Source organism: Flavobacterium sp. B183, from assembly GCF_023539155.1.
Lineage (GTDB): Bacteria > Bacteroidota > Bacteroidia > Flavobacteriales > Flavobacteriaceae > Flavobacterium > Flavobacterium tructae.
In genome coordinates, this window is sequence record NZ_CP097434.1 from 72,387 (window position 1) to 96,618 (window position 24,232).

At 35.9% G+C, this 24,232-nt stretch carries 24 protein-coding genes and 1 riboswitch; of the genes, 19 read left to right on the forward strand and 5 right to left on the reverse strand.

Features of this window, described 5'->3' with window-relative positions; genetic code table 11:
- The first annotated feature begins 4 nt into the window (after positions 1 to 4).
- The 3 genes from M4I44_RS00385 to M4I44_RS00395 are packed head-to-tail and all read left to right on the forward strand — an operon-like array spanning position 5 to position 2,922.
- Positions 5 to 556 carry an RNA polymerase sigma factor gene (locus tag M4I44_RS00385; RefSeq protein ID WP_202702918.1) on the forward strand — a complete coding sequence of 184 codons (552 nt, stop codon included), beginning with the start codon at positions 5 to 7 and terminating at the stop codon, positions 554 to 556.
- A complete protein-coding gene (locus M4I44_RS00390) occupies positions 553 to 2,349 on the forward strand; it encodes a hypothetical protein (RefSeq protein WP_249966213.1) in 1,797 nt (598 codons plus the stop codon). Before M4I44_RS00385 ends, M4I44_RS00390 begins: the two co-directional genes overlap by 4 nt.
- Positions 2,350 to 2,400: 51 nt before the next feature.
- Positions 2,401 to 2,922, forward strand: coding sequence for a MepB family protein (locus M4I44_RS00395; protein ID WP_249966214.1), 522 nt, complete (start codon positions 2,401 to 2,403; stop codon positions 2,920 to 2,922).
- A gap of 118 nt (positions 2,923 to 3,040) precedes the next feature.
- On the opposite strand, the gene M4I44_RS00400 is transcribed toward M4I44_RS00395, so the two are convergent.
- Positions 3,041 to 6,475, reverse strand: coding sequence for a T9SS-dependent choice-of-anchor J family protein (locus M4I44_RS00400; RefSeq protein WP_249966215.1), 3,435 nt, complete (start codon positions 6,473 to 6,475; stop codon positions 3,041 to 3,043).
- A 421-nt stretch (positions 6,476 to 6,896) separates the two neighbouring features.
- On the opposite strand from M4I44_RS00400, the gene M4I44_RS00405 reads away from it, so the two are divergent.
- From M4I44_RS00405 to M4I44_RS00415, 3 genes are all read left to right on the forward strand, one after another.
- The gene (locus M4I44_RS00405; protein WP_249966216.1) at positions 6,897 to 7,373 is read left to right on the forward strand and encodes a copper resistance protein NlpE; all 477 of its coding nucleotides are present in this window, start codon (positions 6,897 to 6,899) and stop codon (positions 7,371 to 7,373) included.
- Between the two features lie 305 nt (positions 7,374 to 7,678).
- Positions 7,679 to 8,260, forward strand: a complete 582-nt coding sequence (locus M4I44_RS00410; RefSeq protein ID WP_249966217.1) for a pseudouridine synthase — start codon at positions 7,679 to 7,681, stop codon at positions 8,258 to 8,260.
- A 94-nt stretch (positions 8,261 to 8,354) separates the two neighbouring features.
- Positions 8,355 to 8,813, forward strand: coding sequence for a tRNA (cytidine(34)-2'-O)-methyltransferase (locus M4I44_RS00415; RefSeq protein ID WP_202702912.1), 459 nt, complete (start codon positions 8,355 to 8,357; stop codon positions 8,811 to 8,813).
- A gap of 63 nt (positions 8,814 to 8,876) precedes the next feature.
- On the opposite strand, the gene M4I44_RS00420 is transcribed toward M4I44_RS00415, so the two are convergent.
- The 3 genes from M4I44_RS00420 to M4I44_RS00430 form a co-directional block, all read right to left on the reverse strand.
- The gene (locus tag M4I44_RS00420; RefSeq protein ID WP_249966218.1) at positions 8,877 to 9,653 is read right to left on the reverse strand and encodes an ABC transporter ATP-binding protein; all 777 of its coding nucleotides are present in this window, start codon (positions 9,651 to 9,653) and stop codon (positions 8,877 to 8,879) included.
- A 120-nt stretch (positions 9,654 to 9,773) separates the two neighbouring features.
- Positions 9,774 to 10,802 carry an iron chelate uptake ABC transporter family permease subunit gene (locus M4I44_RS00425; RefSeq protein WP_371922989.1) on the reverse strand — a complete coding sequence of 343 codons (1,029 nt, stop codon included), beginning with the start codon at positions 10,800 to 10,802 and terminating at the stop codon, positions 9,774 to 9,776.
- A gap of 5 nt (positions 10,803 to 10,807) precedes the next feature.
- Positions 10,808 to 11,950: an ABC transporter substrate-binding protein gene (locus M4I44_RS00430; RefSeq protein ID WP_017498677.1), complete on the reverse strand. Its 1,143-nt coding sequence runs from the start codon at positions 11,948 to 11,950 to the stop codon at positions 10,808 to 10,810.
- Between the two features lie 179 nt (positions 11,951 to 12,129).
- On the opposite strand from M4I44_RS00430, the gene M4I44_RS00435 reads away from it, so the two are divergent.
- From M4I44_RS00435 to M4I44_RS00470, 8 genes are all read left to right on the forward strand, one after another.
- Positions 12,130 to 12,492, forward strand: coding sequence for a DUF5522 domain-containing protein (locus M4I44_RS00435; RefSeq protein ID WP_017498679.1), 363 nt, complete (start codon positions 12,130 to 12,132; stop codon positions 12,490 to 12,492).
- 51 nt (positions 12,493 to 12,543) lie between these two features.
- Positions 12,544 to 12,918 (forward strand): four helix bundle protein, encoded by a 375-nt coding sequence (locus M4I44_RS00440; RefSeq protein ID WP_249966219.1) that lies wholly within the window; start codon positions 12,544 to 12,546, stop codon positions 12,916 to 12,918.
- Positions 12,919 to 12,973: 55 nt separating this feature from the next.
- Entirely contained in the window at positions 12,974 to 13,483 is a 510-nt protein-coding gene (cobU, locus tag M4I44_RS00445; RefSeq protein WP_229998678.1) for a bifunctional adenosylcobinamide kinase/adenosylcobinamide-phosphate guanylyltransferase, read from the forward strand.
- A gap of 113 nt (positions 13,484 to 13,596) precedes the next feature.
- Entirely contained in the window at positions 13,597 to 15,276 is a 1,680-nt protein-coding gene (gene cobT / locus M4I44_RS00450) for a nicotinate-nucleotide--dimethylbenzimidazole phosphoribosyltransferase (RefSeq protein ID WP_249966220.1), read from the forward strand.
- 57 nt (positions 15,277 to 15,333) lie between these two features.
- Positions 15,334 to 16,119: an adenosylcobinamide-GDP ribazoletransferase gene (locus tag M4I44_RS00455; RefSeq protein ID WP_249966221.1), complete on the forward strand. Its 786-nt coding sequence runs from the start codon at positions 15,334 to 15,336 to the stop codon at positions 16,117 to 16,119.
- Positions 16,104 to 16,637 (forward strand): alpha-ribazole phosphatase, encoded by a 534-nt coding sequence (gene cobC, locus M4I44_RS00460; RefSeq protein WP_249966222.1) that lies wholly within the window; start codon positions 16,104 to 16,106, stop codon positions 16,635 to 16,637. The genes M4I44_RS00455 and cobC overlap by 16 nt, the downstream gene beginning before the upstream one ends.
- Before the next feature lie 67 nt (positions 16,638 to 16,704).
- Positions 16,705 to 16,908: riboswitch (cobalamin riboswitch) on the forward strand.
- Positions 16,909 to 16,934: 26 nt separating this feature from the next.
- Positions 16,935 to 18,788, forward strand: coding sequence for a TonB-dependent siderophore receptor (locus tag M4I44_RS00465; protein ID WP_249966223.1), 1,854 nt, complete (start codon positions 16,935 to 16,937; stop codon positions 18,786 to 18,788).
- Positions 18,789 to 18,792: 4 nt separating this feature from the next.
- Positions 18,793 to 19,845 (forward strand): YncE family protein, encoded by a 1,053-nt coding sequence (locus M4I44_RS00470; protein WP_249966224.1) that lies wholly within the window; start codon positions 18,793 to 18,795, stop codon positions 19,843 to 19,845.
- A gap of 63 nt (positions 19,846 to 19,908) precedes the next feature.
- Here M4I44_RS00470 and M4I44_RS00475 read toward each other — a convergent pair whose 3' ends face one another.
- Positions 19,909 to 21,381 carry a S41 family peptidase gene (locus M4I44_RS00475; protein ID WP_249966225.1) on the reverse strand — a complete coding sequence of 491 codons (1,473 nt, stop codon included), beginning with the start codon at positions 21,379 to 21,381 and terminating at the stop codon, positions 19,909 to 19,911.
- A 166-nt stretch (positions 21,382 to 21,547) separates the two neighbouring features.
- On the opposite strand from M4I44_RS00475, the gene M4I44_RS00480 reads away from it, so the two are divergent.
- From M4I44_RS00480 to yiaA, 5 genes are all read left to right on the forward strand, one after another.
- Positions 21,548 to 22,057, forward strand: coding sequence for an RNA polymerase sigma factor (locus tag M4I44_RS00480; RefSeq protein ID WP_017498688.1), 510 nt, complete (start codon positions 21,548 to 21,550; stop codon positions 22,055 to 22,057).
- Positions 22,044 to 22,502 carry a hypothetical protein gene (locus M4I44_RS00485; protein WP_017498689.1) on the forward strand — a complete coding sequence of 153 codons (459 nt, stop codon included), beginning with the start codon at positions 22,044 to 22,046 and terminating at the stop codon, positions 22,500 to 22,502. The genes M4I44_RS00480 and M4I44_RS00485 overlap by 14 nt, the downstream gene beginning before the upstream one ends.
- Before the next feature lie 17 nt (positions 22,503 to 22,519).
- Positions 22,520 to 23,047, forward strand: coding sequence for a DUF4252 domain-containing protein (locus M4I44_RS00490; protein WP_017498690.1), 528 nt, complete (start codon positions 22,520 to 22,522; stop codon positions 23,045 to 23,047).
- Position 23,048: 1 nt separating this feature from the next.
- Entirely contained in the window at positions 23,049 to 23,588 is a 540-nt protein-coding gene (locus M4I44_RS00495; RefSeq protein WP_017498691.1) for a DUF4252 domain-containing protein, read from the forward strand.
- 162 nt (positions 23,589 to 23,750) lie between these two features.
- Complete coding sequence (gene yiaA, locus M4I44_RS00500) at positions 23,751 to 24,149, forward strand: inner membrane protein YiaA (RefSeq protein WP_017498692.1); 399 nt, start codon at positions 23,751 to 23,753, stop codon at positions 24,147 to 24,149.
- Positions 24,150 to 24,232 lie beyond the last annotated feature (83 nt).

A 24,232-nucleotide genomic window follows, 5' to 3' on the forward strand; every position in this document is an offset into this window, starting at 1 on the left:
TTTTTTGAAAGACGATTTAGAAAAATACATACGACTGTGCATCAAAAATGACAGAGAAGGGCAACTGAAAATCTATCAGTTGTTCTCTCCTGTTTTATATGGTATATGCCTGAAGTATATGAGAAATGAAGACGATGCCAAAGATGTATTTCAGGAGGCTTTTGTGATCGTTTTTCAGAAAATCGGCCAATATAAATTTGAAGGAAGTTTTGAAGGCTGGCTAAAACGTATTTTCATTAATAAACTGATTGAAACGCTGAACAAGAAGAAAAAAGAGAGTTTCTTTTTGGACGTTTTTGATCCGGATACTGATTTTGTTGAGGAGGAGGAATTGGATATTGCTCCGGTCGAACAGGAGAAACTGCTGGAATATATCCGGGATCTACCGGATCAGTACCGCACCGTTTTCAACCTGTATGTTTTTGAAAAACTAAAGCATAAAGAAATAGCCGAACTTTTAAAAATCTCTGAAGGAACATCAAAATCAAATCTAAATCGGGCCAAAAGCATTTTGCAAAAAAAAATAATGAGCATAAAAAATTTTAAAATAGCATGAAAAAGCAAAATATAGAAGATCTTTTTTCATCAATGGAAAACTTTTCAAGTGTTCCTCCTCCTGAATTATGGAGTCAGATTGAAGAAAAATTAGACCAACCCAAAAAGAAAAAGAAGAAAGCTATTCTTTGGTGGTCAGCTGCTGCATGCTTATTATTAGGTTTGCTGCTTCCTTCTGTTTTACATTTTACCTCTACTTCGGCAATTCAAACGGTAAAAAATGGCGCGATAGAAAACAATAGTGTGGTTCTTGATGAGAAGAAAAACAATCCAAACTCTAACAAAACAATTCAAAGTAAAGAGAATAATGCTGTTGTAAATACCACTCAGCAAGAATCAAATCATACCGTTAGTAACTCTTCTCTGAAGAACAGTACAAATTCGTCTGAGCTTTCTATAAAAAATCACAATCAAAAAACGGCAGTTGCTCATTCTGATGTAACAAATAAGGCTAATTCAGGGAATGCAAATCTGAACTCCACTCTTCAAAAGAGAAATGAAGATCATACCGCAACCCAAAAAGTAATTGTTTCTGCCCAAACAAATACAGCCCATTCAGATCCATCAAATGCATTCAATTCTGCTTCAACAAATCAATTTCTAAATCCAACGGGGAAAAATTCCAATCAAAATGTAGCTGAAAAAATGTATGCTGCCGGGAAAAATAATCCATTAGCTTCTTATTCAAAAAATCATTCTATTAGTGCTGATAAAAAAGCTGCTAATCAAATAGTAGCTGAACAAACTTTTAGTGCAGGAAAGGCAAACCCTTTCTATCCAAATTCAAAAAATAAGGTGTCGGCTTCTGTTTTCGAAGAGCAATTGCCTGCTAAAAATAACATTAGTACAGCTTTAAGTGCTGTGAACCCGCTTTCTGATAAGCATCAGAAAACTGCTGTTGAAAACACATTCCCAGGCAGAGAATTAACAGGTAATTCAAAAAACAATTCGAAATTCAGTACCGTTTTAAGCAAGCAGGATTCCGTTCAGTTGGCAGAACTTCAAAACTTGGAAAAAGGTATAATTAATCCGGAAGAGAAAAACGAGAAAGAAAAGAAAACGATAATTTCTAAAGGAGAAAGATGGGCCGTTGAAGTTTTTGCCGGATTAGCCAACTCGGAAAATTATAAAAATGACAAAACGCTCGGCAATGTAAACGACTCAAAACAGGGAAGTACTTACGGTGTTAAAACAAAATATAAAATCAACAAAAAATGGGCCGTTGGTTCAGGTTTTAAGATCAACGAATTAGGACAAAGTGTTGCCGATGTATCGTACATAAGCAATGGTCCACCTAATGCTGCCATGACTTCTAATGACTATTTTAATCAAAATGCAACAGTAGTCGCAGCAGCTCCCCAAATTAGCACTAGTTCAGGTTACATTTTTGTTTCTAAAAACACTACAAATGCGTTAAAACAAAATAACATTGAAAGCAATTCTATTGAAAGTGGGAATCTGGATCAAAACTTAAGATATATCGAAATGCCTTTAGAGGTTTCGTATTCTGTTTTCAGTAAAAACAGGACCAACATCAACATCAATACCGGTGGTTTTGTGGGGAAACTGATTTCAAATAACATGGCCTTAAACGGAAATTCGATTGGTCAGAATGTCAATGCCAACGATTTCATCTACGGTTCTACATTAAGCAGTACTTTACAATATCGAGTTTACAAGAAAACAAGTGTTTTTGTGGAGCCCGCTATGAATTATTACGTTAATCCACTAAGCAGCCAATCTTTTAATCAGTTTCAATGGGGATTAAATTTTGGATTGAATGTTACTTTTTAAAGTTCTTTTTGTGGTAGTTTTACCAAAAAATTACCTAGAAAAAACGATAAAATGATCCTCAAAAATAATGGGACCGATCCGGAGTCACTACCTAAAGATCTTATAATTGCCAAAGAAATACTTTACGATTGTTGCGATTTTGACCTCACTCAACCTCAACCGGAAGCTGAAAGCAATGAGTACGATGCTTACCGTTTTCGATTGAATCAGAAAAACATCCGTTACAGGAAAGCGAAAATCACACCCACCAAAACAGGTCAGTTTGTAACTTTATGGAAACGCAATACGACGGGAATTATTGAGCCTTTTGATTTCACAGACGCTATTGACTTTGTGATTGTCAGTGTTCGAAAGAACGAACTCTTCGGACAATTTGTTTTTCCTAAATCTGTTTTATTAGAGAAAGGTATTTTTACCACTTCGACAAAAGAAGGTAAAAGAGCCACAAGAGTATATCCTCCGTGGGATGAAACAACAAGTAAACAAGCTCAGAAAACGCAGCAATGGCAATTGAATTACTTTTACTTCATTATGCCCGAAACAAATCCGAAACCATTCAAAACATTGTTTTAAATAAAAAAAGCAGCCCAAATTTTACTTTGGACTGCTTTTACTTTTTACTGAAAGCTATTGTAAACTGTTCAAAAGAAACCACAAATCAATTTCCTCCTCACATTTTACATTTCACTTCTTACTTTTTAACGATCTTACCTTTATAAACTACTTTATTATTCTCGGTTAGCGTATAAAAGTAAATCCCCGTTTGCAAATAACTTACCGGAACAGCCGTAGTACTTAGATCCTGTGTTGCATTAATATCAACCGGATTCCCTAATAAATGGCCTGAAACATCGTAGAACTTCAATTTCAGGTTTTTATCAGTATTGGTTTTTACGACCACATTCACCACATCGGTAGTTGGATTCGGATAAGCCTGAACCGCATAACCATTTTTAGTTTCAAAATCGATAGTTGACAGATTCGAAGATTTCAATTCAAAACGGGCCATTACCGGACCGTGGTCTGAAGTTGTATTGGTATAATTATTAATATCGTTACGAGGATCATAAACTGCAATCGAATTTGCGATGTACTGGTCGTTTAATTCGTTTGAAATCATGATGTGATCTAAAAATCCGCCCGAACTTAAATAAGTATATGCTCCTGCTTTACTGATTTCTAAAGTAAGTGCATTATAATTAGTCTGATCATCAACAAACATCTTATAAGAAGATGGATTTGGCGTAATAACTGATTTACTTACATCATCGTTATAGTCTCCCAAAATAATCAGATTCGAATTAGCATAGTAACGGTCTAAACTGTCTTTCAATACTTGTGCATCGTATTTACGCATGTTGTATTTGTCCATATCAGTTCCTTTATTCGCACGGGCATGAAGATCTACTAAATTAATCAGCTTTTTTACTCCCCCAACATTCGTCTCAATTTGCACCATATAAGGCAAACGTCCTGATGAGAAAAAATCTCCATCGTCACCATCAGGGCTTGGATAATTGTTTAGTGTGACCGTTTTAGCACGTATCTGATCGTATAGATCTTTAAACATTACTTTGGTATTTTTTACCGTTGCTGTCTGTGTATTGTAGATCACTACCAATTTTTGAGGTGGAAAATTCGGATCTGCAGGTTTAAAAGAATACGACCATGATGGTGAAATTACTTTATCGAACGTTTTACCATTAACGCTAATTTTTTGCACCAAAGCATCTAAAGCCGGTTCATCAGAAACTTCCTGAACCACATAAACATCAGCATTTAACTTGTTCATTACCTTAGCCACGTTCTCAATTTGAAGAGCATCGTCTGTAGGTCCAAATTCTTTATTGGATGCATCTTTTACATCAGTCCCAAAAAATTCTAAGTTATAGGTCACTACATCAAAAGTATCTGCCTTTGGTATAGATGAACCGGTAAACGAACCTATTTGCTTATTTAAAGAAGTTCCTGTAACTGTTAACACCCCTGAAATTGTTAATGCTTTTACTGACGGTACAAACCTAGCATAAATCTTTTTAGACGCAGCTGCATCGGCTGCAGTAACTACAACGCTTGACTGAAATAAAGTGTTATCTAAAGACAATTGATAATCAGCTGGAGCTGTAAGAGTAATATCTCCATGCCCTTCTGCTTTTAGTGTAAAAGCCTGAGCTCCGGAAACGGCACTTACATTTACATCTCCAAAATCTAAAACAGGATTTGCATCTATATAACCTGTTGCATTGGTGATAGCAAAATCATCAAATGACCATTCTGCAGCATTGTTTGCTCCTCCGGCTGTAGTTTCATACACCCAGGCCAGATAAGTATGACTTGTTTTGTAACTGTCTAATTTAATGTATTGCGATTGTGCATAGGTTCCTGTTATGGTTGGAAATTTACCGTCAATTACGGTCCAGGTTGCATTTTCAGGATTACTTTTTCCATCATAATCGGTAGAAACCATTAATTTCAGATCGGTACCCGCATAAAATTTACGGGAGTAAAAAGAAAGTAAAATTGCTTTATCAAATTTAGCTGTATTATCTAAACGCAATTTTGGAGAAATCAGCCAGTCTTTACTAGCTCCGCTATCGGAATAACCATTCATGATTACCGCTCCCGCTCCTGAATTTACATTTCTGGCCACAGTAGTTGGAGTCCATTTATTTGCTGTACCGGCAACATTGTATTGCGTCCACCCGCTATTGCTTAAAACATTTGCATCGTTAAAACCTTGTTGGTACGGATCAATTCCTACTCCGGTAAGCGTCACTGTTTTGGTTGTTGCTCCGGTCGCATCATGTGTTATTTGTCCCGAAAAATTTCCAATAGCATCCGGTGTAAACCTCACAAAAACTGTTGGCGTCGCCCCGGAAGCAAAGTCAGAAGCACCATAAACAAGCGAAGTTCCAAACGTAGTCCCGTCTTTCGAAATGGTAAAGTTTCCGGTAGCCGCTAAAGTAACATCAGTTGAAATGTTAGTTCCCTGAATTTGATAACTAAAATTATCAGAGCTAAAGCCCGCTTCTGAAAATCCAAAATCTAAAGCAGTAACCGTTGTTACAAAAGACGGAATTGGTGCACTTGCAATTGAAGCATCAACTTTAGTGGGATTCAACTGTAAATTTCCAAAAATATCTTCAGAAACAGAGAAAACAGAATAATTGGTATTTAGCGTTAAACCTGAAAAAGTTTTGGTATAAACCTGAGAAGCATTAACAACATCCAAAAATCCTGATTGTAAAGCCGCTGCATCGTTAGCATCGTGACCTGCCTTAATTTGTGCAGCTGTTGGCGCTGTACTTCCTCCTGGCAATAAAACATAGTAAGTTTTTCCTGCTTCATCTAATTTATTCGAGAAATCAAAACTTTCCGATAAAATGTTATCAGCTTTTGGATAACCAACCGCACTTACCGGAGCAAGGATATCTTCTCTAATATCTAAATCATCAATCGCAAATGAAGGACGTGCTCCTCCGCCGATAATTTGTTTCGCTATCCATCTAATTTGAACTATTGGCTGGTTGTTACAGGCTGCAGGTAAAATAGTCTTAATTGTGGTAAGATTAATTGGCTCAGTCTTATTTACATCTAATGGAACCGTTTTATCACTTAAATAATCCGTTCCCGGCAAAGTGATAAAAGGTCCTGTAGTTCCAATTCTGTATTGCAGTGCCATTTCATAAATACAAAGATTATTCGTTCCGTTATAAGGATTACGAATAACCATAGCATCATATTTCACCTGGATATTTTTACGGTCGGTAGCTATGAACGCAAAACCTATTGCTGCATCTAAACTGTTTGTATCCAGGAAGCCAATCTTCCCGTTATAATTGTGAACACCTCCTGAATTTGTGTTTGCAGTACTACTGGCTCGAAGATTTTGGTTAGTCGCAGTTAAAGCTGTATTATAGCTTGTCCCCGGGGCACCAGCATTAGCAGTCCAACCCTGAAAACCTGGCGGATAAGTAGATGATCCTGCAGCTAACGTACTAAAATCTTGCACAAATTCAGGCGTTATAGATTGAGGCGTGGGCATGGTTTGGGCAAAAAGATTCCCTGACCAACAAAAAAAACTTAAAAAAGCCATGAGATGGCGTACAGAGTAATTGTTTTTCATACAGTTTAAAAAAATAGAGTTTTTAGAAATCAAATTTATATTCTTTAAAGTTAACAGAATATTGTGAAAACATAAACTTATCGTATCGCACTTTTGTGAAAATTTTCCAGCAAAAAATAAATTATCCGTCAGTTCTTTCAATTATTCTTAGATTTGGCGCGACTTCACAAAACATTTTGTTTTTGTATGAATTAAGAGATTATTACAATTTAACAAGTTATTTCTTTTTTAAAATTTCTCTGTCTAAAAACCAATCGGACTTAATTTAGCCCCCAAATATTTTTAACGACATTCTTTTTTCTCATTAGTCTATGCTATTAGAACTCCTAAAACTGAAAAATGAATCGTTTACTTTCACTTTCTATCTGTACAATTTTCTTTACCTTTAAGTCGTTTTAGGCATTAACTAATACGATACAACATGAAAAACTTATTTATCTTTTCGGCTCTATTTTCTCTGCTGCTGTCCTGCAATACAAAAACAACTAAAGAAAACAGTTCTACAAACAAGGAAACGGTCACTAAAACCGACAACAGTTTCAGCAAAACAACAATCTATGAAGGAATAATTCCGTGTGCTGATTGCAGTGGAATTCAAATGACCTTGAAAATCTACACCGATTATAGTGTTTCACAAAACAATAAATTTGAACTCATAAGTGTCTATCAGGGAAAAGAACCCGGAAATGTCTTTACCCAGAAAGGAAATTTTAATACAGAAAGAGGATTAGATAAAGATCCGGACGGTACAATTTATGTCCTAAACTGGGATCAGCCTGAAGAAAAACAGCTGTACTATGGCTATTATAGTTCTAATCCTGAAAAGATCTATCTACTGGATAAAGACAGAAAAAGGATAAAATCTGATCTAAACTACTTTTTGACTTTAAAAAAATAACCTCTTTAACAGTAGTTACTAACGATTCAATCCAGAATTATGAACTTCTTCAAAATCAAAACTTCCTGGTCTAATACTGAATTTATTGGAATCAAATTGTGTATCGCTTCAGCTTACGTATTAATTGGAAGTTATTTTCATGATTTTTTCAAAAATTATTATTTCCCAATTCTAGTCCTATTTGCAATTACGACAATCTGGTTTGTTCTGCAATGGCTAAAAAAAATGAAACATGAAAAATCTAAATCTTAAGATTTCCTTTTAAACTCTGCAAACAAAGTTATCTTTGCAGTCAAAAAACAAATATGCATCACCATTTTCTTCTTTTTAAACCTTACGGCTATCTAAGTCAGTTTATTTATGAATTGAAGAGAAAGAAAAAGCTTTTAGGTGAATTATATAATTTCCCCGAAGGTACTATGGCCATCGGAAGACTTGATGAAGACTCTGAAGGTTTACTTTTATTGACGACAGACGGAAGAATAAGCGAACTGGTAAGAAGCAAAAAAGTAGACAAAGAATATTACGTTCAGGTCGACGGAATCATCACTCCCGAAGCAATCGAGGCCTTACAAAAAGGCGTTGAAATAGGTTTTGATGGCGGTAAATACAAAACTAGACCCTGCACTGCTTTTATCGTTACCGAAATTCCGGATTTTGGTCCAAGAGCCAAAAAAATCAGAGATGAACGCCATGGCCCAACCTCCTGGGCTTCTATTACAATAAGAGAAGGAAAATTTCGTCAGGTTCGGAAAATGACCGCGGCTGTTGGATTTCCAACTTTAAGACTGGTTCGTGTTCGCATAGGAAATGTATCTTTGCAAAACTTAAAAGCCGGAGAAGTACTGGAAGTGACTGATTTTAATTTAGATAATGAGATAATTTGATAATGTGACAATTATTATTTAAAAGAATAAAAACACTCATACCCATTTCACATCTAACATTTTACACCTCATAACCCATAACTCAAAAAAAAAAATGCTAAACATAGTTCTTGTAGAGCCTGAAATCCCTAATAACACCGGAAACATTGGACGTTTATGTGTTGGTACAGAAAGCAGATTACATTTAATTCATCCTTTCGGATTTGTAATTAACGATAAAAACCTGAAACGTTCGGGACTGGATTACTGGGTACATCTTGACGTTACCGAATACCAAAATATAGAAGAATGGATTGAACAGATTCCTGATCAGTCACGTGTTTTTCTGATGAGTTCTCATGCCGAAAAATCATATCTCGAAACTGATTTTCAGGACGGAGACTGGCTTGTATTTGGCAAAGAAAGTGTCGGTTTAAGTAAAGAAGTTCTGGCACGTTTTGAGAATCACCTCACCATTCCCATGTCAAAATTAATCCGAAGTTTTAATATTGCCAATTCTGTGGCTTTTGTGGTAGGAGAAGCAAAAAGACAAATCGGACTGAAAAATAGTTAGCCGTTTATTTCTTTAGTTTTAAAACGCTATTTTGGTCCCTTTGTAAAGTATTCGACAGGTCTGCTACGTAATTACGAACTTTCCTTTTTCGGCATCAAAAATAATATGTTCGTCTTTGAATAGGGTGGCAAAACTTCCTTTTGAAATTAAATTGCATGGCGCATCCTGTACCACCAATTCAGGAGTCATAATAATCATTTCATCACTTAACTGAATTGCCAGATCTATGTCATGAGTCGAAAATAAAATGCATTTCTGAGTTTCCTCTGTTAGTTTCTTGAGGAGTTTGAATAGCGAGACTTTGTGCAGTAAATCAAGATGTGTTGTCGGCTCATCCAGAATAATCAACGGAGTATCTTGTGCCAAAGCTCGCGCAATTAAAACCTTCTGCAATTGTCCGTCACTAATTTCGAAATGTTTTTTCTGAGCCAGATGCTCTATTTGAGTCAACTCTAAAGCTTCCTGAACTTTCCCGATATCATTCTGACTTAAAGTCCCAATCCAATTGGTGTAAGGCTGACGTCCTAAAGCTACTAATTCGAAAACAGACAAATTACTTGGCGGTAGCTTTTCGGTTAAAACTAAGCTTAAATTTTGAGCCAATTCCAGAGGCTTATAGGTACTTATATTTTTTTCATTTAGAAAAACATGTCCTTTCAACGGCTGCTGAATTCCGGTAATCGTGCGAAGCAAAGTCGATTTCCCAATTCCGTTTGCACCAATTAACGAGATTAGTTTCCCCGAAGCTAAATTCAGATTTAGATTTTCAGCAATGGTCACAACTCCTTTCTTCGACTTATAGCCGATATCGAGATCTTTTGTTTTTAAAATAGTAGTCATTGTTTAAAGGTACTAAGGTTCTAAGCTGCTAAGGTTCTAAGTTTTTTCTTCACCGCTTTTAATTTTTAAAAATCAATCTGCGAAAATCCGTTGAATCCACTTAATCTGTGGCTAATTTATTTACTGAAAATTTCTTTTACGCATGAGCAGCCAAACGACAATTGGTGCGCCAATTATAGACGTGATTGCATTAATGGGCAATGTGGTCTCTAGTCCCGGCATTTGTGATGCCATATCGCAAAACAACATAATTATTCCTCCGTAGAAAAAAGTACTCCAGTATAAAACCGTGTGGTTACTCGTCTGAAAAGTCAATTTTGCAATGTGTGGCACTGCCAAACCTATGAATGCAACCGGCCCTGCAAAAGCAGTAACAGTTCCGGCCAGAATACTTGTTGCAAAAATAATGATCAATCGGGCTCTCTTGTAATTCAACCCCATACTTTTGGCGTAATTTTCACCTAAAAGCAAGGCATTTAAAGGTTTAATACTTCCGGCACTCAAAAACAGACCAAAAGCAACACAAACTGCCAAAATCAAGATCGAAGTCCACGAAAGATTCCCAAGACTTCCCAAAGACCAAAAGGTAAATTTCTGCAATTGTTCTGCTGAACTAAAATACGTCAAGACCCCAACAATAGCACTGGTAAAACTGCCAAACATTAATCCGACAATTAAAATTGCCATCGTATTTCGTAAACGCTGTGCTACCAATAAAACCAATAGTAAAACCAAAACACTTCCTATTGTCGAAGCCAGTACAATTGCATACGGCGACAATAAAATCGAGTTTAAAAATGAAGGCAAAAAACCTGCCCCTAGAATCACAATCGCAACTGCCAGAATTGCTCCCGAACTTAAACCTAAAACATCAGGTCCTGCGAGCGGATTTCTAAACAAAGTCTGCATCAGCAAACCACTCACCGATAAACCAATACCAACCAACATAGCTGTAATAGCCTTTGGCAGACGATAATTGACAATAATATATTCCCAGGTCGATTTACTGGCATGGCTTCCGGTCATACTGTTATATACTTCCTTAAAAGGTATGGTTACTGATCCCAGGCTAATGTCTAAAAAAAACATAAACAATAAGGCCAGACCGAGTACCGAAAACAGTATTATATTTCGTTTTTTATGAATCAATGAACTTAGTTTAATTTAGAGGCAAAAGTAAATTCATAACTTGGCAACAACTCCGGGTGAAAAATCTTGATATAATCTTTTAATACTAAATCAGGACGGCTTGGTGCCAGCTCATAATAAACTGTTCCTCCCGTTGCTCCCGATTTACCTTCAAACGTATAAACATTCTTAGACTTGAAGGCATCAAATTCTGTATAATGAGGATTACTCTTTCCGAATTCGTCCAAACTTTTAAAGGAACCTGCAGCGATCCAGAAATTAGCTGTTTTGGCTTTCACTAAGACTTTTTCAAAAGACAAGCCTTCGCTTCCCGTACCTTTTAAATCGGCCCATAGGTAATTGGCCTGAGCATCTTTCATAAACTGCGCCACCCAACTGTTTCCTTTAGCTACATACCAGATATCTTCGTACATAGAACCATATAAAACACTTGAAGTTGCTGGTTTTCCCGCTACTAATTTTTTAGCCTGGTCATAACTCAAAACAATTTTATCAAACAACTCTTTCGCCTGTTCTTCTTTACCAAATAAAGCACCGTAGAGTTTAATCCACTCTGCTTTTCCAAGAGGAGATTGCTCCATCCAGTCGGCCTGAATCAAAACATTTAAACCGCTTTTTTTCAAATTATCAAGCATCGCATTGTTATTGTCTACTCCAAAAGTCACTATTAAGTCCGGAGATAACTCTATTAATTGTTCGATATTTAATTTCTCGTTTTGTCCCACATTTTTAACAGCACCTTTGTCTATCAGTGCTCTGGTTTTTTCGGAAGAAATGTAATCGGTATGCGGAAAACCTACCAGTTTATTCTCTACTTCCAACATCTCCAAAAATGGAATGTTAGTCGTTGAAGTCACTACAATTGACTCTAAAGGAACTTTGATAGTTGTGTACTTTTGTAAACTGTCCGGTACTTTCGCTTCTTTCTCTTTCAGTACATAAGTAAACTTGGTATGGGCATCCGGCCAGGGATCTGAAACAGTTACTACCGAATATCCTTCGTGCTTTATAATCGAGAGTCCGGACGCATATTCGATACTATTTTTTTCGGTTTCTGTTTTTACAATCTCCGAAGATTCATTTTTTTTGCATCCGATTAGAAGAAAAAAAGGTAAAACAAAAATCATTTTTGGCAGTAAATGTCTCATATATAGGTTCTGTTATTTTTTTTAAAGGGCTCAGTTTCATCATGCTGCTTTTATGGCATATAATTTGAATCGTCTTCCTTATAAATTTTACAATTTCATTACTGACAAAGGTAACGCAATTTCTATTTTTTTTATCTACCTTTATTCCTACAAAATCAAATAAACATCATTTTTCCCTAATGAATCCCATAAAAACCAAAGTCTGCTCGAGCTGTGAATCTTCTTTCAGCTGTGGAGATACTTCAAATGAAAACAAGTGTTGGTGTAATGATTTCCCCCCTATTTTTAATCTTTCCGAAGGAGGCGACTGTCTTTGCCCCGTTTGTTTTAAAGAAGCCTGCGAAGATAAAATCGACGCTTACGTAGAAACGCTTACCCCACAAAAAGCTCTTAAAAATAAAGCCATATCTTTACCCAAACAAGAAAAGTTAATCGAAGGAATTGATTATTATTTGGAAGACGGAAATTATGTTTTCAAAGCCTGGTTTCACTTAAAAAGAGGAAGCTGCTGCGGAAACGAATGCCGACACTGCCCTTACTAATTGTTGATTGTTGATTGTGAATTATTGATTATAAATTGTTAGCTGTGAATTATGAAAGAGAATATAATCAAAGATAAGAGTTTTGATTTTGCGATTCGAATAGTTAAATTATATCAGTACCTATCCACGGAGAAAAAAGAATTTATCCTTTCTAAACAGCTTCTGCGATCTGGAACAAGTATAGGTGCTATGATAAGAGAAGCTGAACATGCCGAAAGCAAAAATGATTTTATTCATAAATTTGCAATTGCCCAAAAAGAGGCCAATGAAGCTGTTTATTGGTTAGAATTACTAAAAGCAACCAATTACTTAAATGAAAAAGAATTTGCGACTATTAATAATGACGCCATTTCAATATTAAAATTAATAACAAGTATTATCAAAACGACCAAAAGTCAAATTCCTCCTAAACAGCCTCTTCTTTAAATTAACAACCAACAATTAACAATTAACAATTAACAATCAACAATCAACAATTAAAATGATCTACCTAATTACAGGAGGCGAACGATCAGGAAAGAGCAGTTACGCCCAAAACCTGGCCTTACAACTTTCAGATACCCCTATATATGTAGCGACAGCCAGAAAATGGGACTCTGATTTTCAAAACAGAATTGACAGACATCAACAAGAACGCGACGAACGCTGGACCAATATTGAAAAAGAGAAATACTTAAGTGAAATTGACTTTTCCGGAAAAGTGGCTTTAATAGATTGCGTTACCCTTTGGCTGACCAACTTTTTTGTCGACCATAAAAATGAGGTTACTTTAAGTTTAGAGGAAGCAAAAAAAGAATTTCTATCCATAGCGCAACAGGAAAATGCTACGCTGATTATTGTCACAAATGAAATCGGAATGGGTGTTCATGCCGAAACTCATATCGGCCGAAAATTTACCGAACTTCAGGGTTGGATGAATCAGTTTTTGGCTTCAAACGCAGATGAAGTGGTTCTAATGGTTTCGGGAATTCCTGTTAAGATAAAAGGATAGTGATCGAAAGAAAATCCAATTTTTAAATCCCAAATTACAATACGATACTTTATCTTTACGGTTACTATTCTACAAACCCGAAGTTTTTGGAATTTAAAAATTGGAATTTAAAAATGAGTCATTTAGACGATATACTAAAATCACGTCGTGATACCCGCCATTTTACAAATGACGAACTTCCTGACGAAGTCATTCAGAAAGCACTTCAAGCCGGACATTGGGCACCGTCAGTTGGATTAACAGATGCTACCCGATATTATCTTATTAAATCTGCTGCGGTTAAAAGTACCATAAAAGAGCTTTTTTTAGATTATAACAAAAAAGCTGAGGAACTTACCGACAATCCCGAACAAAAGGAACACTATAAATCCTTAAAACTGGAGGCCATTGAGGAAGCTCCAATCGGACTCATTATTGCTTATGATCGATCTGTACTGAACCAATTTACGATTGGAACGGTTGGCAGCAATGAAGCGGTAAAATTCAGTTCAGTTTGCGCTGCTCAGAACATCTGGCTCTCTCTCACTGAGCAGGGTTACGGAATGGGCTGGGTGTCTATTCTAAACTATTATCAGTTTAAAAAGATTCTCGATTTACCTGAAAACATTGAGCCGTTGGGGTATTTCTGCATCGGAAAACCTGCTACAAATTATGATAATCAGCCCATGTTGCAGCAATTACACTGGAAACAAAAATCAGAGGCTCCGGATTGTACGGAAATCAAAACTACCGTTGAAAATCTAATTCCAAATTTAAATTTAAACTCAAAAACAGAAAGCTCAAAAGATTTCAACTTCAGCACTCAGCTACAAGACAAAATAGATTCGAAGACCAAACCCATTGGCGCTTTAGGCACTCTCGAGACTTTAGCCTTTCAGATGGGAACTGTTTTTGAAACGTTAAACCCAAAAATCATAAATCCTTCTATCGTTGTTTTTGCTGCCGATCATGGCATTGCTAATCATGGCGTAAGCGCTTACCCGCAGGATGTCACAAGACAAATGGTGACCAATTTTCTGGAAGGCGGCGCTGCCATTAACGTCTTCTGTAAGCAAAATGACATTCAGTTATCCATCGTTGATGCCGGTGTTAATTATGATTTCCCAACCAATGCCAATCTGATTAATGCCAAAATAGCCAAAGGAACACAATCCTTTCTACACCTTCCCGCAATGAGTGAAGCAGAGTTACAGTTGTGTTTTGAAAAAGGAAAATCAATTGTGGAAGACATTGCAAGAAAAGGCTCCAATTGTATTGGTTTTGGTGAAATGGGAATTGGAAACACCTCTACTGCCTCGGTATTGATGAGCCTTCTAACCGGATTCTCTATCGAAGAATGCGTCGGAAAAGGAACGGGTGTTGAAGATGAAAAATTACTTCAAAAACAAGACTTACTGCGAAAAGCTATTGAAAATTATACCGGTCCGGCCGAGTTAAAACAACAGCTGGCCTACTTTGGAGGTTTTGAAATTATACAAATTGCCAGCGGGATGTTAACTGCTTTTGAGAACAATATGCTCCTTCTGGTGGATGGATTTATTTGTAGTACAGCCTTTTTAATCGCTTCAAAAATAAATCCTGCTATTCATAAAAATGCGGTCTTCTGTCACTGTTCCGCCGAGAAAGCCCATCAGAAATTATTAGATTATTTAAATGCAAAACCTATTCTGAATCTGGATTTGCGCTTGGGAGAAGGTACAGGCTGCGCGATTGCCTTTCCAATTCTGAAATCAGCTGAAGTTTTTCTGAATGAAATGGCCAGTTTTGAAAGCGCGGGAGTGAGCCGGAAATAGTTTTCACTCTCAGTTTACAATTTTATCCTTTAATTTTGCCTTAATCAATTATCTTAAATGAAAAAAGAACTACATATTTTCTTTACCTGTTTAATGTTTTACACCAGAATCCCGTGCCCTAAAAACATCAATCATGATCCTGACTATTTAAATAAGGCAACACGTTATTTTCCTTTCATTGGTTGGATTGTTGGGAGCATTTCCTTTCTGGCTTTTTATCTTTTCTCGCTTTTTCTCTCTATTGAAACCGCAGTACTTTTGGCTATTATCGCCTCAATATTAACCACCGGAGCTTTTCATGAAGATGGTTTTGCTGATGTTTGTGATGGTTTTGGAGGCGGCTGGACCAAAGAAAAAATTCTGCTTATTATGAAAGACAGTGCGATTGGAGCTTACGGAGCGATTGGTTTAGTTTTACTATTTCTATTAAAATTCAAACTGCTTTCAGAATCCATTTCACTTTTTACTACTAACATTTTTCTAATTTTCCTCTTATTCATTTCGGCCCATTCCTTAAGTCGCCTTGCAGCAATATCAATTATTTTCACACATGAATACTCCCGCGATGATGCGACGAGTAAAAGCAAGCCTATAGCTAAGAAACACAGTTGGAAAGAAATTACAGGTTCGTTCTTCTTCGGACTAATTCCATTATTGGTACTTTCATTTTTTCAATCTGAATTTCTTTTGGCAATTATTCCGGTATTCATCATGCGTTATTTTTTAGCCCGCTACTTCCAAAAATGGATTGATGGTTACACGGGTGACTGCCTGGGAGCAACGCAACAGGTTTGTGAAGTTATTTACTATTTAAGCATTCTTCTGATATGGAAATTTATCTAGTTCGTCATACCGAAACAACCTGCGAAAAAGGGATCTGCTACGGTCAGACCGATGTAGATTTGGCTGTTCCATTCGAAGAAATCTTTAAGGATATTGTCTCGCAATTACCTCCTAAGGCCCTACTCTTTTCAAGTCCTTTGAAACGTTGTACTATGCTGGCAGAATACATTCAGAATACTATAAAACCAGCTTCCTTTATTATGGACGGTCGTTTAATGGAAATGAATTTTGGCGATTGGGAATTGAAAAACTGGGATGCAATTCCTGCGGAAGAACTTAATCCCTGGATGGAAGATTTTGTCACCACACAAGTCCCAAATGGGGAGTCTTTTACAATACTTCATGAAAGAGTGGGTACGTTTTTAGAAGATTATGTTTTCAACCAGACAGCTCCTGTAGTCATTGTCTCACATGCGGGTGTGATCAGAAGTATTTTATGTCATCAGTCCGGATTACCACTAAAAGACGCTTTTACCAATAAAGTAGCGTTCGGACAGGTTATTAAAATAGTGAATTAAATTATCATTTGTTCAGAATCCCTCTCCAAAACGAAAACAAATTTGAAAATTCAATAATTTTAACTTTATCTTTGCAGAAAATTAAGGTTGTGTTCATTCATACACATTAAAAGGGAATCAAGTCATAAATCTTGAGCTGTACCCGCAACTGTAAGCTTTGTTCTGAAAAGAATGCTTGTTGTTAACTACAAAACCACTGCTCGCGCTGACGAATGGGAAGGTAAACAACAAGACGCAAGCCAGGAGACCTGCCTTTATAATCAATATCGAGCTCTCGGGAAAAAGAGTGTAGAAATTATGACTTTGAAAAAACTTTTTGCTCTTTGTTTCTTATTGTTGTGCCAGATTACTGTGGCGCAGAACGATTCTATTACGAAACTTAAAACAGTTGTCGTTTCTGACGCTAATCTTAAAAAATACTCCAATTCACAATCGGTTTTAAAACTAAATGACTCTGTTATTGGCAAAAATGAAGCCTTATTAACGGATTTGTTAAACTTTAATTCGACCATTTATTTTAAAGAGTACGGCCGTGGAATGCTTTCTACAGTTGCTTTTAGAGGTACAACATCATCGCAAACGGCTGTAATCTGGAACGGAATCAACATTAATTCTCAAATGAACGGAAGTACTGATTTTAATACCATTTCCGGATCCGATTATAATTCTATAAGTGTAAAAGCAGGAGGAGGAAGTGTTATTTACGGTAGCGGAGCCGTTGGAGGAACCGTACACTTGAATACGGATCTCGCTTTTTACAATAAATTTGAAAACAGTTTAAGATTGGATTACGGAAGTTTCAACACGATCGGAATTAATTATAAAACAAGTATCTCCAATAAAAAATGGAGTACTCAGATTGGTTTTTCTAAAAATAGTTCTACAAACGATTATAAATACCTGAACCAATACAACTGGAAAGGCGAACAGCGCTGGAATCAAAACGGTCAGTATGATGTTATTACCCTAAGTGCCAATGCAGGATATAAAATCAACGACAAAAACAGTTTAAAGCTATATACCCAAACCTCAAACACAGACCGAAATACCTCATTAGTTTCGGAATCTGAAACTAAAAGTAAATATGTAAATGGTTTTAATCGGAACTTATTGGAATATGATGGTGATTTTGGCAGATTCAAAACCAATTTAAAAACAGCCTATATTTTCGAAAACTATAAATATTATGCCGACAATTCGAGCAATATTTACACTTATGGAAAGACCGAAAACTTCATCTCTAAGGCAGATTTAGGCTATCAATTACTGGAATCGATACAACTAAATGGTATCCTGGACTACAACCGAACTAAAGGATACGGAAGTGGTTTTGGTGATAATGTTAGAGAAATAAGTTCTGCTGCTTTACTTATAAAACAAGATATTTCTGCGGACTGGAAAAACGAATTTGGGGTTCGTAAAGAGTTTACAGACAATTACAAATCACCCGTTCTATTCTCCGCAGGTTCCTCCTATCAATTTGGGAAACTGTACAATTTAAAATTGAATGTATCCCGTAATTTCCGAATTCCAACTTTCAATGATTTGTACTGGGAACAAGGCGGAAATCCTAATTTAAAACCGGAGAGTTCTTATCAGGCCGAAATTGGAAACGTTTTCACCATTAAGAACTTCTCTTTGACTCAGACTTTTTATTATATCAAAATAAAAGATCTATTGCAATGGGTCCCGGGAGCTAATGGTATCTGGTCACCGCAAAACACAGACAAAGTAAACAGTTACGGAGCCGAAACACTATTGAGTTGGAAAAAGAGTTTTGGCAAAAACAACCTGACTGCAAATGCGACGTATGCCTATTCAATTTCAGAAAATGTAGAAACCAAAAAGCAATTGTTTTTTGTTCCTTTTCATAAAGTAACCGCTGCCATCGCTTACTCAAGAAATAACATTTCAGCCAATTATCAATTTCTGTATAATGGATTTGTGTACACACAAGCTGACAATGACCCCGAAAAAATCGTATCGGCTTACACTGTTTCGAACATTGGTGTAGACTACGATTTTAAACTTTTATCTTCTTTCAAAGTAGGCATTCAGGTTTTGAATGTTTGGAACACCTTCTATCAAAGTCTGGAATACCGACCTATGCCCGGAAGAAATTATAACCTGTACTTAAACTTTAAATTTTAAAATAATGAAACTAACTAGATTATTCCTATTAGCATTAAGCGCATCGCTTTTTGTTTCTTGCTCTAATGACGACTCTGACGGACCTAAGGGAGTTTATGATAATGGCGTTTTCATCTTAAATGAAGGAAACTTTACTGACGGTGGCTCCGTTTCTTTCATATCTGACGATTTAAATACTTTCACAAAAGATGTTTACAAGACAGTAAACAGCAGTGATTTCGTTGGAAAATATCTTCAAAACATCTTTTTTGACGGAGACAAGGCTTATATTATTGCCGGTGGATCAAATGTTATTAATGTAGTAGACCGTTATAGTTTTAAATTGATTGCAAAAATTGACACCGGACTTGCTAACCCTCGCTATGGTGTTGTAAAGGATGGTAAAGCTTATGTAACTAATGCTAATACCTATCCTAGCTACACTGACCCGGAAAAAAACCCTAACGCCAATATTGACGATTATGTTGCCGTAATTAATCTAAGCACAAATACTGTTGAATCTAAAATCGAATTGAAAGGTACAGGAAACAGAATTGTGTTAGATAATGGAAAACTATACATCACTGAGCCAAATAACAGCGACAAGTTGTTGGTGGTAAACATTACAACCAAAACAGTAGAAACTGTTACTATTGGTTCAGATGCAGATTCAATTGAAGAAGAAAACGGAGTTCTTTTTATCCTTAGAAAACCTTACGGTGCTGCCGGGGAAATTGTAAAAGTAAAAATTTCAGACAAATCTGTTTCCAAAATTGCTTTACCTGCTAATTTAGGAAATGCTGGTCAATTAGATATTGAAGATGGTAAGATTTATTATACTGCTTCAAGTTCTGTTTATGTTATGAATACTACTGCTACAACAGCTTCTACTACACCAATCTTAACTTCTCCTGTAGGTTATTTATATGGATTTGCAGTAAACGATAATCGTATATATCTTGCTGACGGAGGTGATTTTAAATCAAACAGCAAAGCTTACATCTACAATTTAAGCGGAACATTACAAAAAGAATTAACTGTTGGTGTTGGACCAAACGGTTTCTATTTCAACGATTAATTCCTGTAATTCGTTTAGATTATGACATAAAAAAAGGCTTTCAGAAATGAAAGCCTTTTTTTTTTATTTCAATGCTCGTAAAAGTCCTTCCGGAGCTTTTTCAATATACATTTGATTTTTAATTCCGTCCATTGCTTTAGCATCTGTAAATGCTTTCAGCGTTACCCCACTGTCATCTCCTGCTTTTTTCGCGCTGATTCCTGTTATTTGAGATATTGCCACACTCAACAACGGTTCATTTGGATCTCCTAAAACTCCTAAGTTCATAATGCGTTCTAATTTTTCATACGTTGGTCTCAAACCGTCTGTGTATTCTCCAAAATCAGATGCATTTACAATTTTTAAAACCAAAGGCTGCATGGCATATTTATGATTTGGATTACGGTTCGTTTTTCCAAAAGTTGGAGAATCATATAAGGTTACCGATCCCACATTTTTTCCAACAGTAGTCTCTCCTACCTGAACTACAGAAATATAAGGTACTAATCCGTTTATAACCAATTCACTTGCCGATGCTGTACCGCTTGTGGTTATAATATAAACTTTAGTCATGTTCAGGCTATTAATCGCCGCACCGTCCATTTTATCTACAAATTTATTCAGCAGCGACTCAGGATCTTCACTTTGGTAATATTCGTTGATTTTGGCATTCCATTTTTCTTTCGAAAAAACTTTGCCGGTAAACTGTCCGGTAATCATACTCGCCAGACGGGTTGAAGTTTGTATTGAGCCTCCTCCGTTATATCTTAAATCTAAAACCAAATCAGTAACACCCTGCGCTTTTAGTTCTCCAAAAGCCGCATTAAGCTGTGCATCATAATTGGCATAAAAACCATTGTACATCAAATAACCGATTTTTCGACTTCCGGATGTAATCACTTTATTGATAAAAACAGGATTTTCATCTAAAGTTGTTTTTACTAATGCAACTGTTTTTCCGTTACTATCAAAACCGGTACCGTTAAAAGTAGCCATATTCAGTGTATAACTATCCGCTGCCAATAGCGACTGATAATTTGAAACAGTTAAAGAAGTTCCGTTAATACCTGTAAAAAGATCCCCTCTTTTGATGTCTTTTTTAGAAGCATCAGAATTAGGTATAATATAACGTACATAACCCACTAAATCTGTAGTACTTCCCGGTTTATAACTCAATCTGAAATCTACACCATTATTTTTTGAAGTTCCCTGAAGTTCCTGTTCTAAAACCGTGTAATCGTCAACAATCCAGCTAAAACGATCAATTGCCTGACCTTTTGGAAATTTGCTTATAGGTTTATTCAATAAATCCTGAAATAATTCTTCCGGTTTAGAATATCCTCTCAAAAAAGCATTTAAGGCTTCCTGATTGCTAAAACGGTCATCTGCCAAAGTAGGAACATCAGCTTGCCATAAATAAAACTGATTCAGTCCTTTCCAGACAAAATCATTAACCTGCAACGAGGCCGGAGCCGCTACATCATCCTGATCTTCACAAGATTGTAAAGAAAAAGCAAGTAAAAATAATAACAGTACGCTTCTTAATATTGTCTTCATATAGTAAATATCTATGTAGTAGTAGTAACGTAAAAATACTATCTTTAGTTTTAACTCTAAGAATTTTATTGCTTTTTTTATTGTAAAAAAAATTTAATACCCCGTGTAACAAAAATAATAGTGTCTCGTCTTCACTATATAAGCTAACGAATAACCAACAAATTTTATGAATCAGAATGTGTTTATAGAATTAATAAATCCTTTCAAAGACAAAGTTTTTCGTCTGGCAAAAAGATTGTTAACCAGTACCGAGGAGGCTGAAGATGCCACTCAGGAAGTTATGGTAAAGTTATGGAACAAAAAAGATTCTTTGGACTCCTATAATAGTGTTGAAGCTATTGCAATGACAATGACCAAGAATTATTGTCTGGATCAGTTGAAATCGAAAAGGGCCGGAAATCTTAAAATTGTACATAATAATTATACGGACCGGGAGCCTCAATTAGACAAAAAACTGGAGGATTCGAATAGTCTAGAATGGGTTGAAAAAATTATAAGCCAATTACCGGAACAATTACAAATATTAATTCAGTTGCGGGATGTAGAGCAATATGAATTTGACGAAATTGCGAAAATTGTCAATATGAACGAAACGGCTATACGTGTAGCCCTTTCAAGAGCGAGAAAAAAAATAAGAGAATCAATGGTTAATACACACAGTTATGGAATTCAATAAAATAGAAGATATATTAGAAAAATACTTTCAGGGAGAAACCACGATTGCCGAAGAAAATCAATTAAAAGAATATTTTTCTTCACCGGATGTTGCGCAGCATTTGGAGCAATACAAACCAATGTTTGGTTATTTCTCTCAGGTAAAAGAACAGAAATCGACGCAGACGATCCCACTAAAAACTAAAAAACGAAATGTGGCGTGGTTATCGATTGCAGCTTCAGCTGTTGTTTTACTGGGAATTGGAACCTATTTCTATACGAGCGAAAAAAATGCAACTCCGGTTACAGCTCAATCAGAATTAGGAACCTACGATGATCCGGAAGAAGCACTTGCCGCAACGCAAAAAGCTTTAGCCTTATTATCAAACAATGTTAATGTAGGTATTGAAAGTGTACAATACATTAAAGAATACGAACAATCAAAAAACAAAATTTTTAAACAGTAATTTAAATCTCAATCAAAATGAAAAATTTCATCATAACACTAGTTTTAGCATTCGTTAGCCACACTTTTTATGCTCAGGGAGCATTTGATAAATATGATGGTCAGGACGATGTAACCTCAGTAATCGTAAACAAAAAAATGTTTGATTTAATGAGTAAAGTAAAGGCCGACACTTCTGATAAAGAAACGCAACAGTACATTAATCTGATTAAAAAATTAGACTACTTAAAAGTGTTTACCACTAAAAATCCTAAAATTGAAGCTGACATGAAAGCTTCTGCAGACAAATATGTAAAAACTGCCGGTTTAGAGGAACTAATGAGAGTAAACGATGGCGGTAAAAATGTTAGAATCCTGATCAAATCAGGATCAAGTGATACGCAGGTAAAAGAATTACTAATGTACATCGACGGAGCTAAGGGCAGTGAAACTGTATTACTGTCTCTTATTGGTAACTTTGACTTAAACGAAATCTCAGTACTAACAGATAAGATGCAGCTTCCTGGTGGGTCTGACTTAAAAAAAGCTTCTAAAGGCAGAAAATAAGATGAAAGCAAACGTTATTACCTCAGCCCTATTAGTTTTACTGACTTTAGTAAGTTGTAATTCTACCCCTTCATTGCAGAAGTATTTTGTTGAAAACACAGACAACAAAGATTTTATTGCACTTGACATTTCATCATCGATTCTAAATGTGGAAAAAGCAAAATTATCTGCAGAGCAAAATGAAGCCTTAAAATCATTCGATAAAATGAATATTCTGGCTTTCAAAGAGACGTCTAAAAATCAGGCGCAATTTGAAACAGAACGCAGCAAACTGAAAGAGATCTTGAAAAATCCAAAATACCAGGAATTAATGAAGGTCGGTTCAGGTAAAGACGGCGCATCAATAAGTTATGTAGGAGCCGACGACAACATCGAAGAATTTGTGGTTTTTGCCAACAAAAAAGAAAGTGGTTTTGTAGTGGTACGTGTGTTAGGAAAAAACATGAACCCTAACAACATTATGACCTTGATGTCGGTTATGAAACAATCTAACATTAACATGGATCAATTAAAACCTTTGCAGCAATTAATGAAACCATAACATCTTACTTTATATTAAAAGAAGAGAGCTCCGTAATCCGGAGCTTTTTTTATTTAACATTTTTAGAAGATAATACTGAATAATATTACTTGCGTTTGTTTTGAGATGACCCGAATTTATCTATATTTGTTCATCAACCAAAACAAAATTATTAAACTAAGTATGGTACAAAAAACATCGAACGCCTTTATTGCGGCATCATGGGTAGCTCTTGGAGCAGGAACAGTTGGATTTATAGTAGGACTTGCAAGAGCCGAAATGCTTTTAAACGAAAAAGGATATTATTTCACCGTTTTAATGTTTGGTCTTTTTGCTGTTGTCTCCTTACAAAAAAGTGTTAGAGACAGACTGGAAAAACTTCCGGTGACTGATATGTATTACGGAATCTGCTGGTTTGGAACTCTTTTATCTATTGTATTATTAATCGTGGGCCTATGGAACGCTACGATCTTACCAAGTGAAAAAGGTTTTTATGCTTTTGCTTTTTTATTGGCTCTTTTTGGAGCTATTTCGGTACAAAAAAATACGAGAGACAATATGGCGTACTCTTCAAATGAATAATATTTCAAACTAGAATTAATCAAAAACAACTTCCAAAATTAACCACAAAAAAAGCTCCATCACTGGAGCTTTTTTTATAGTAA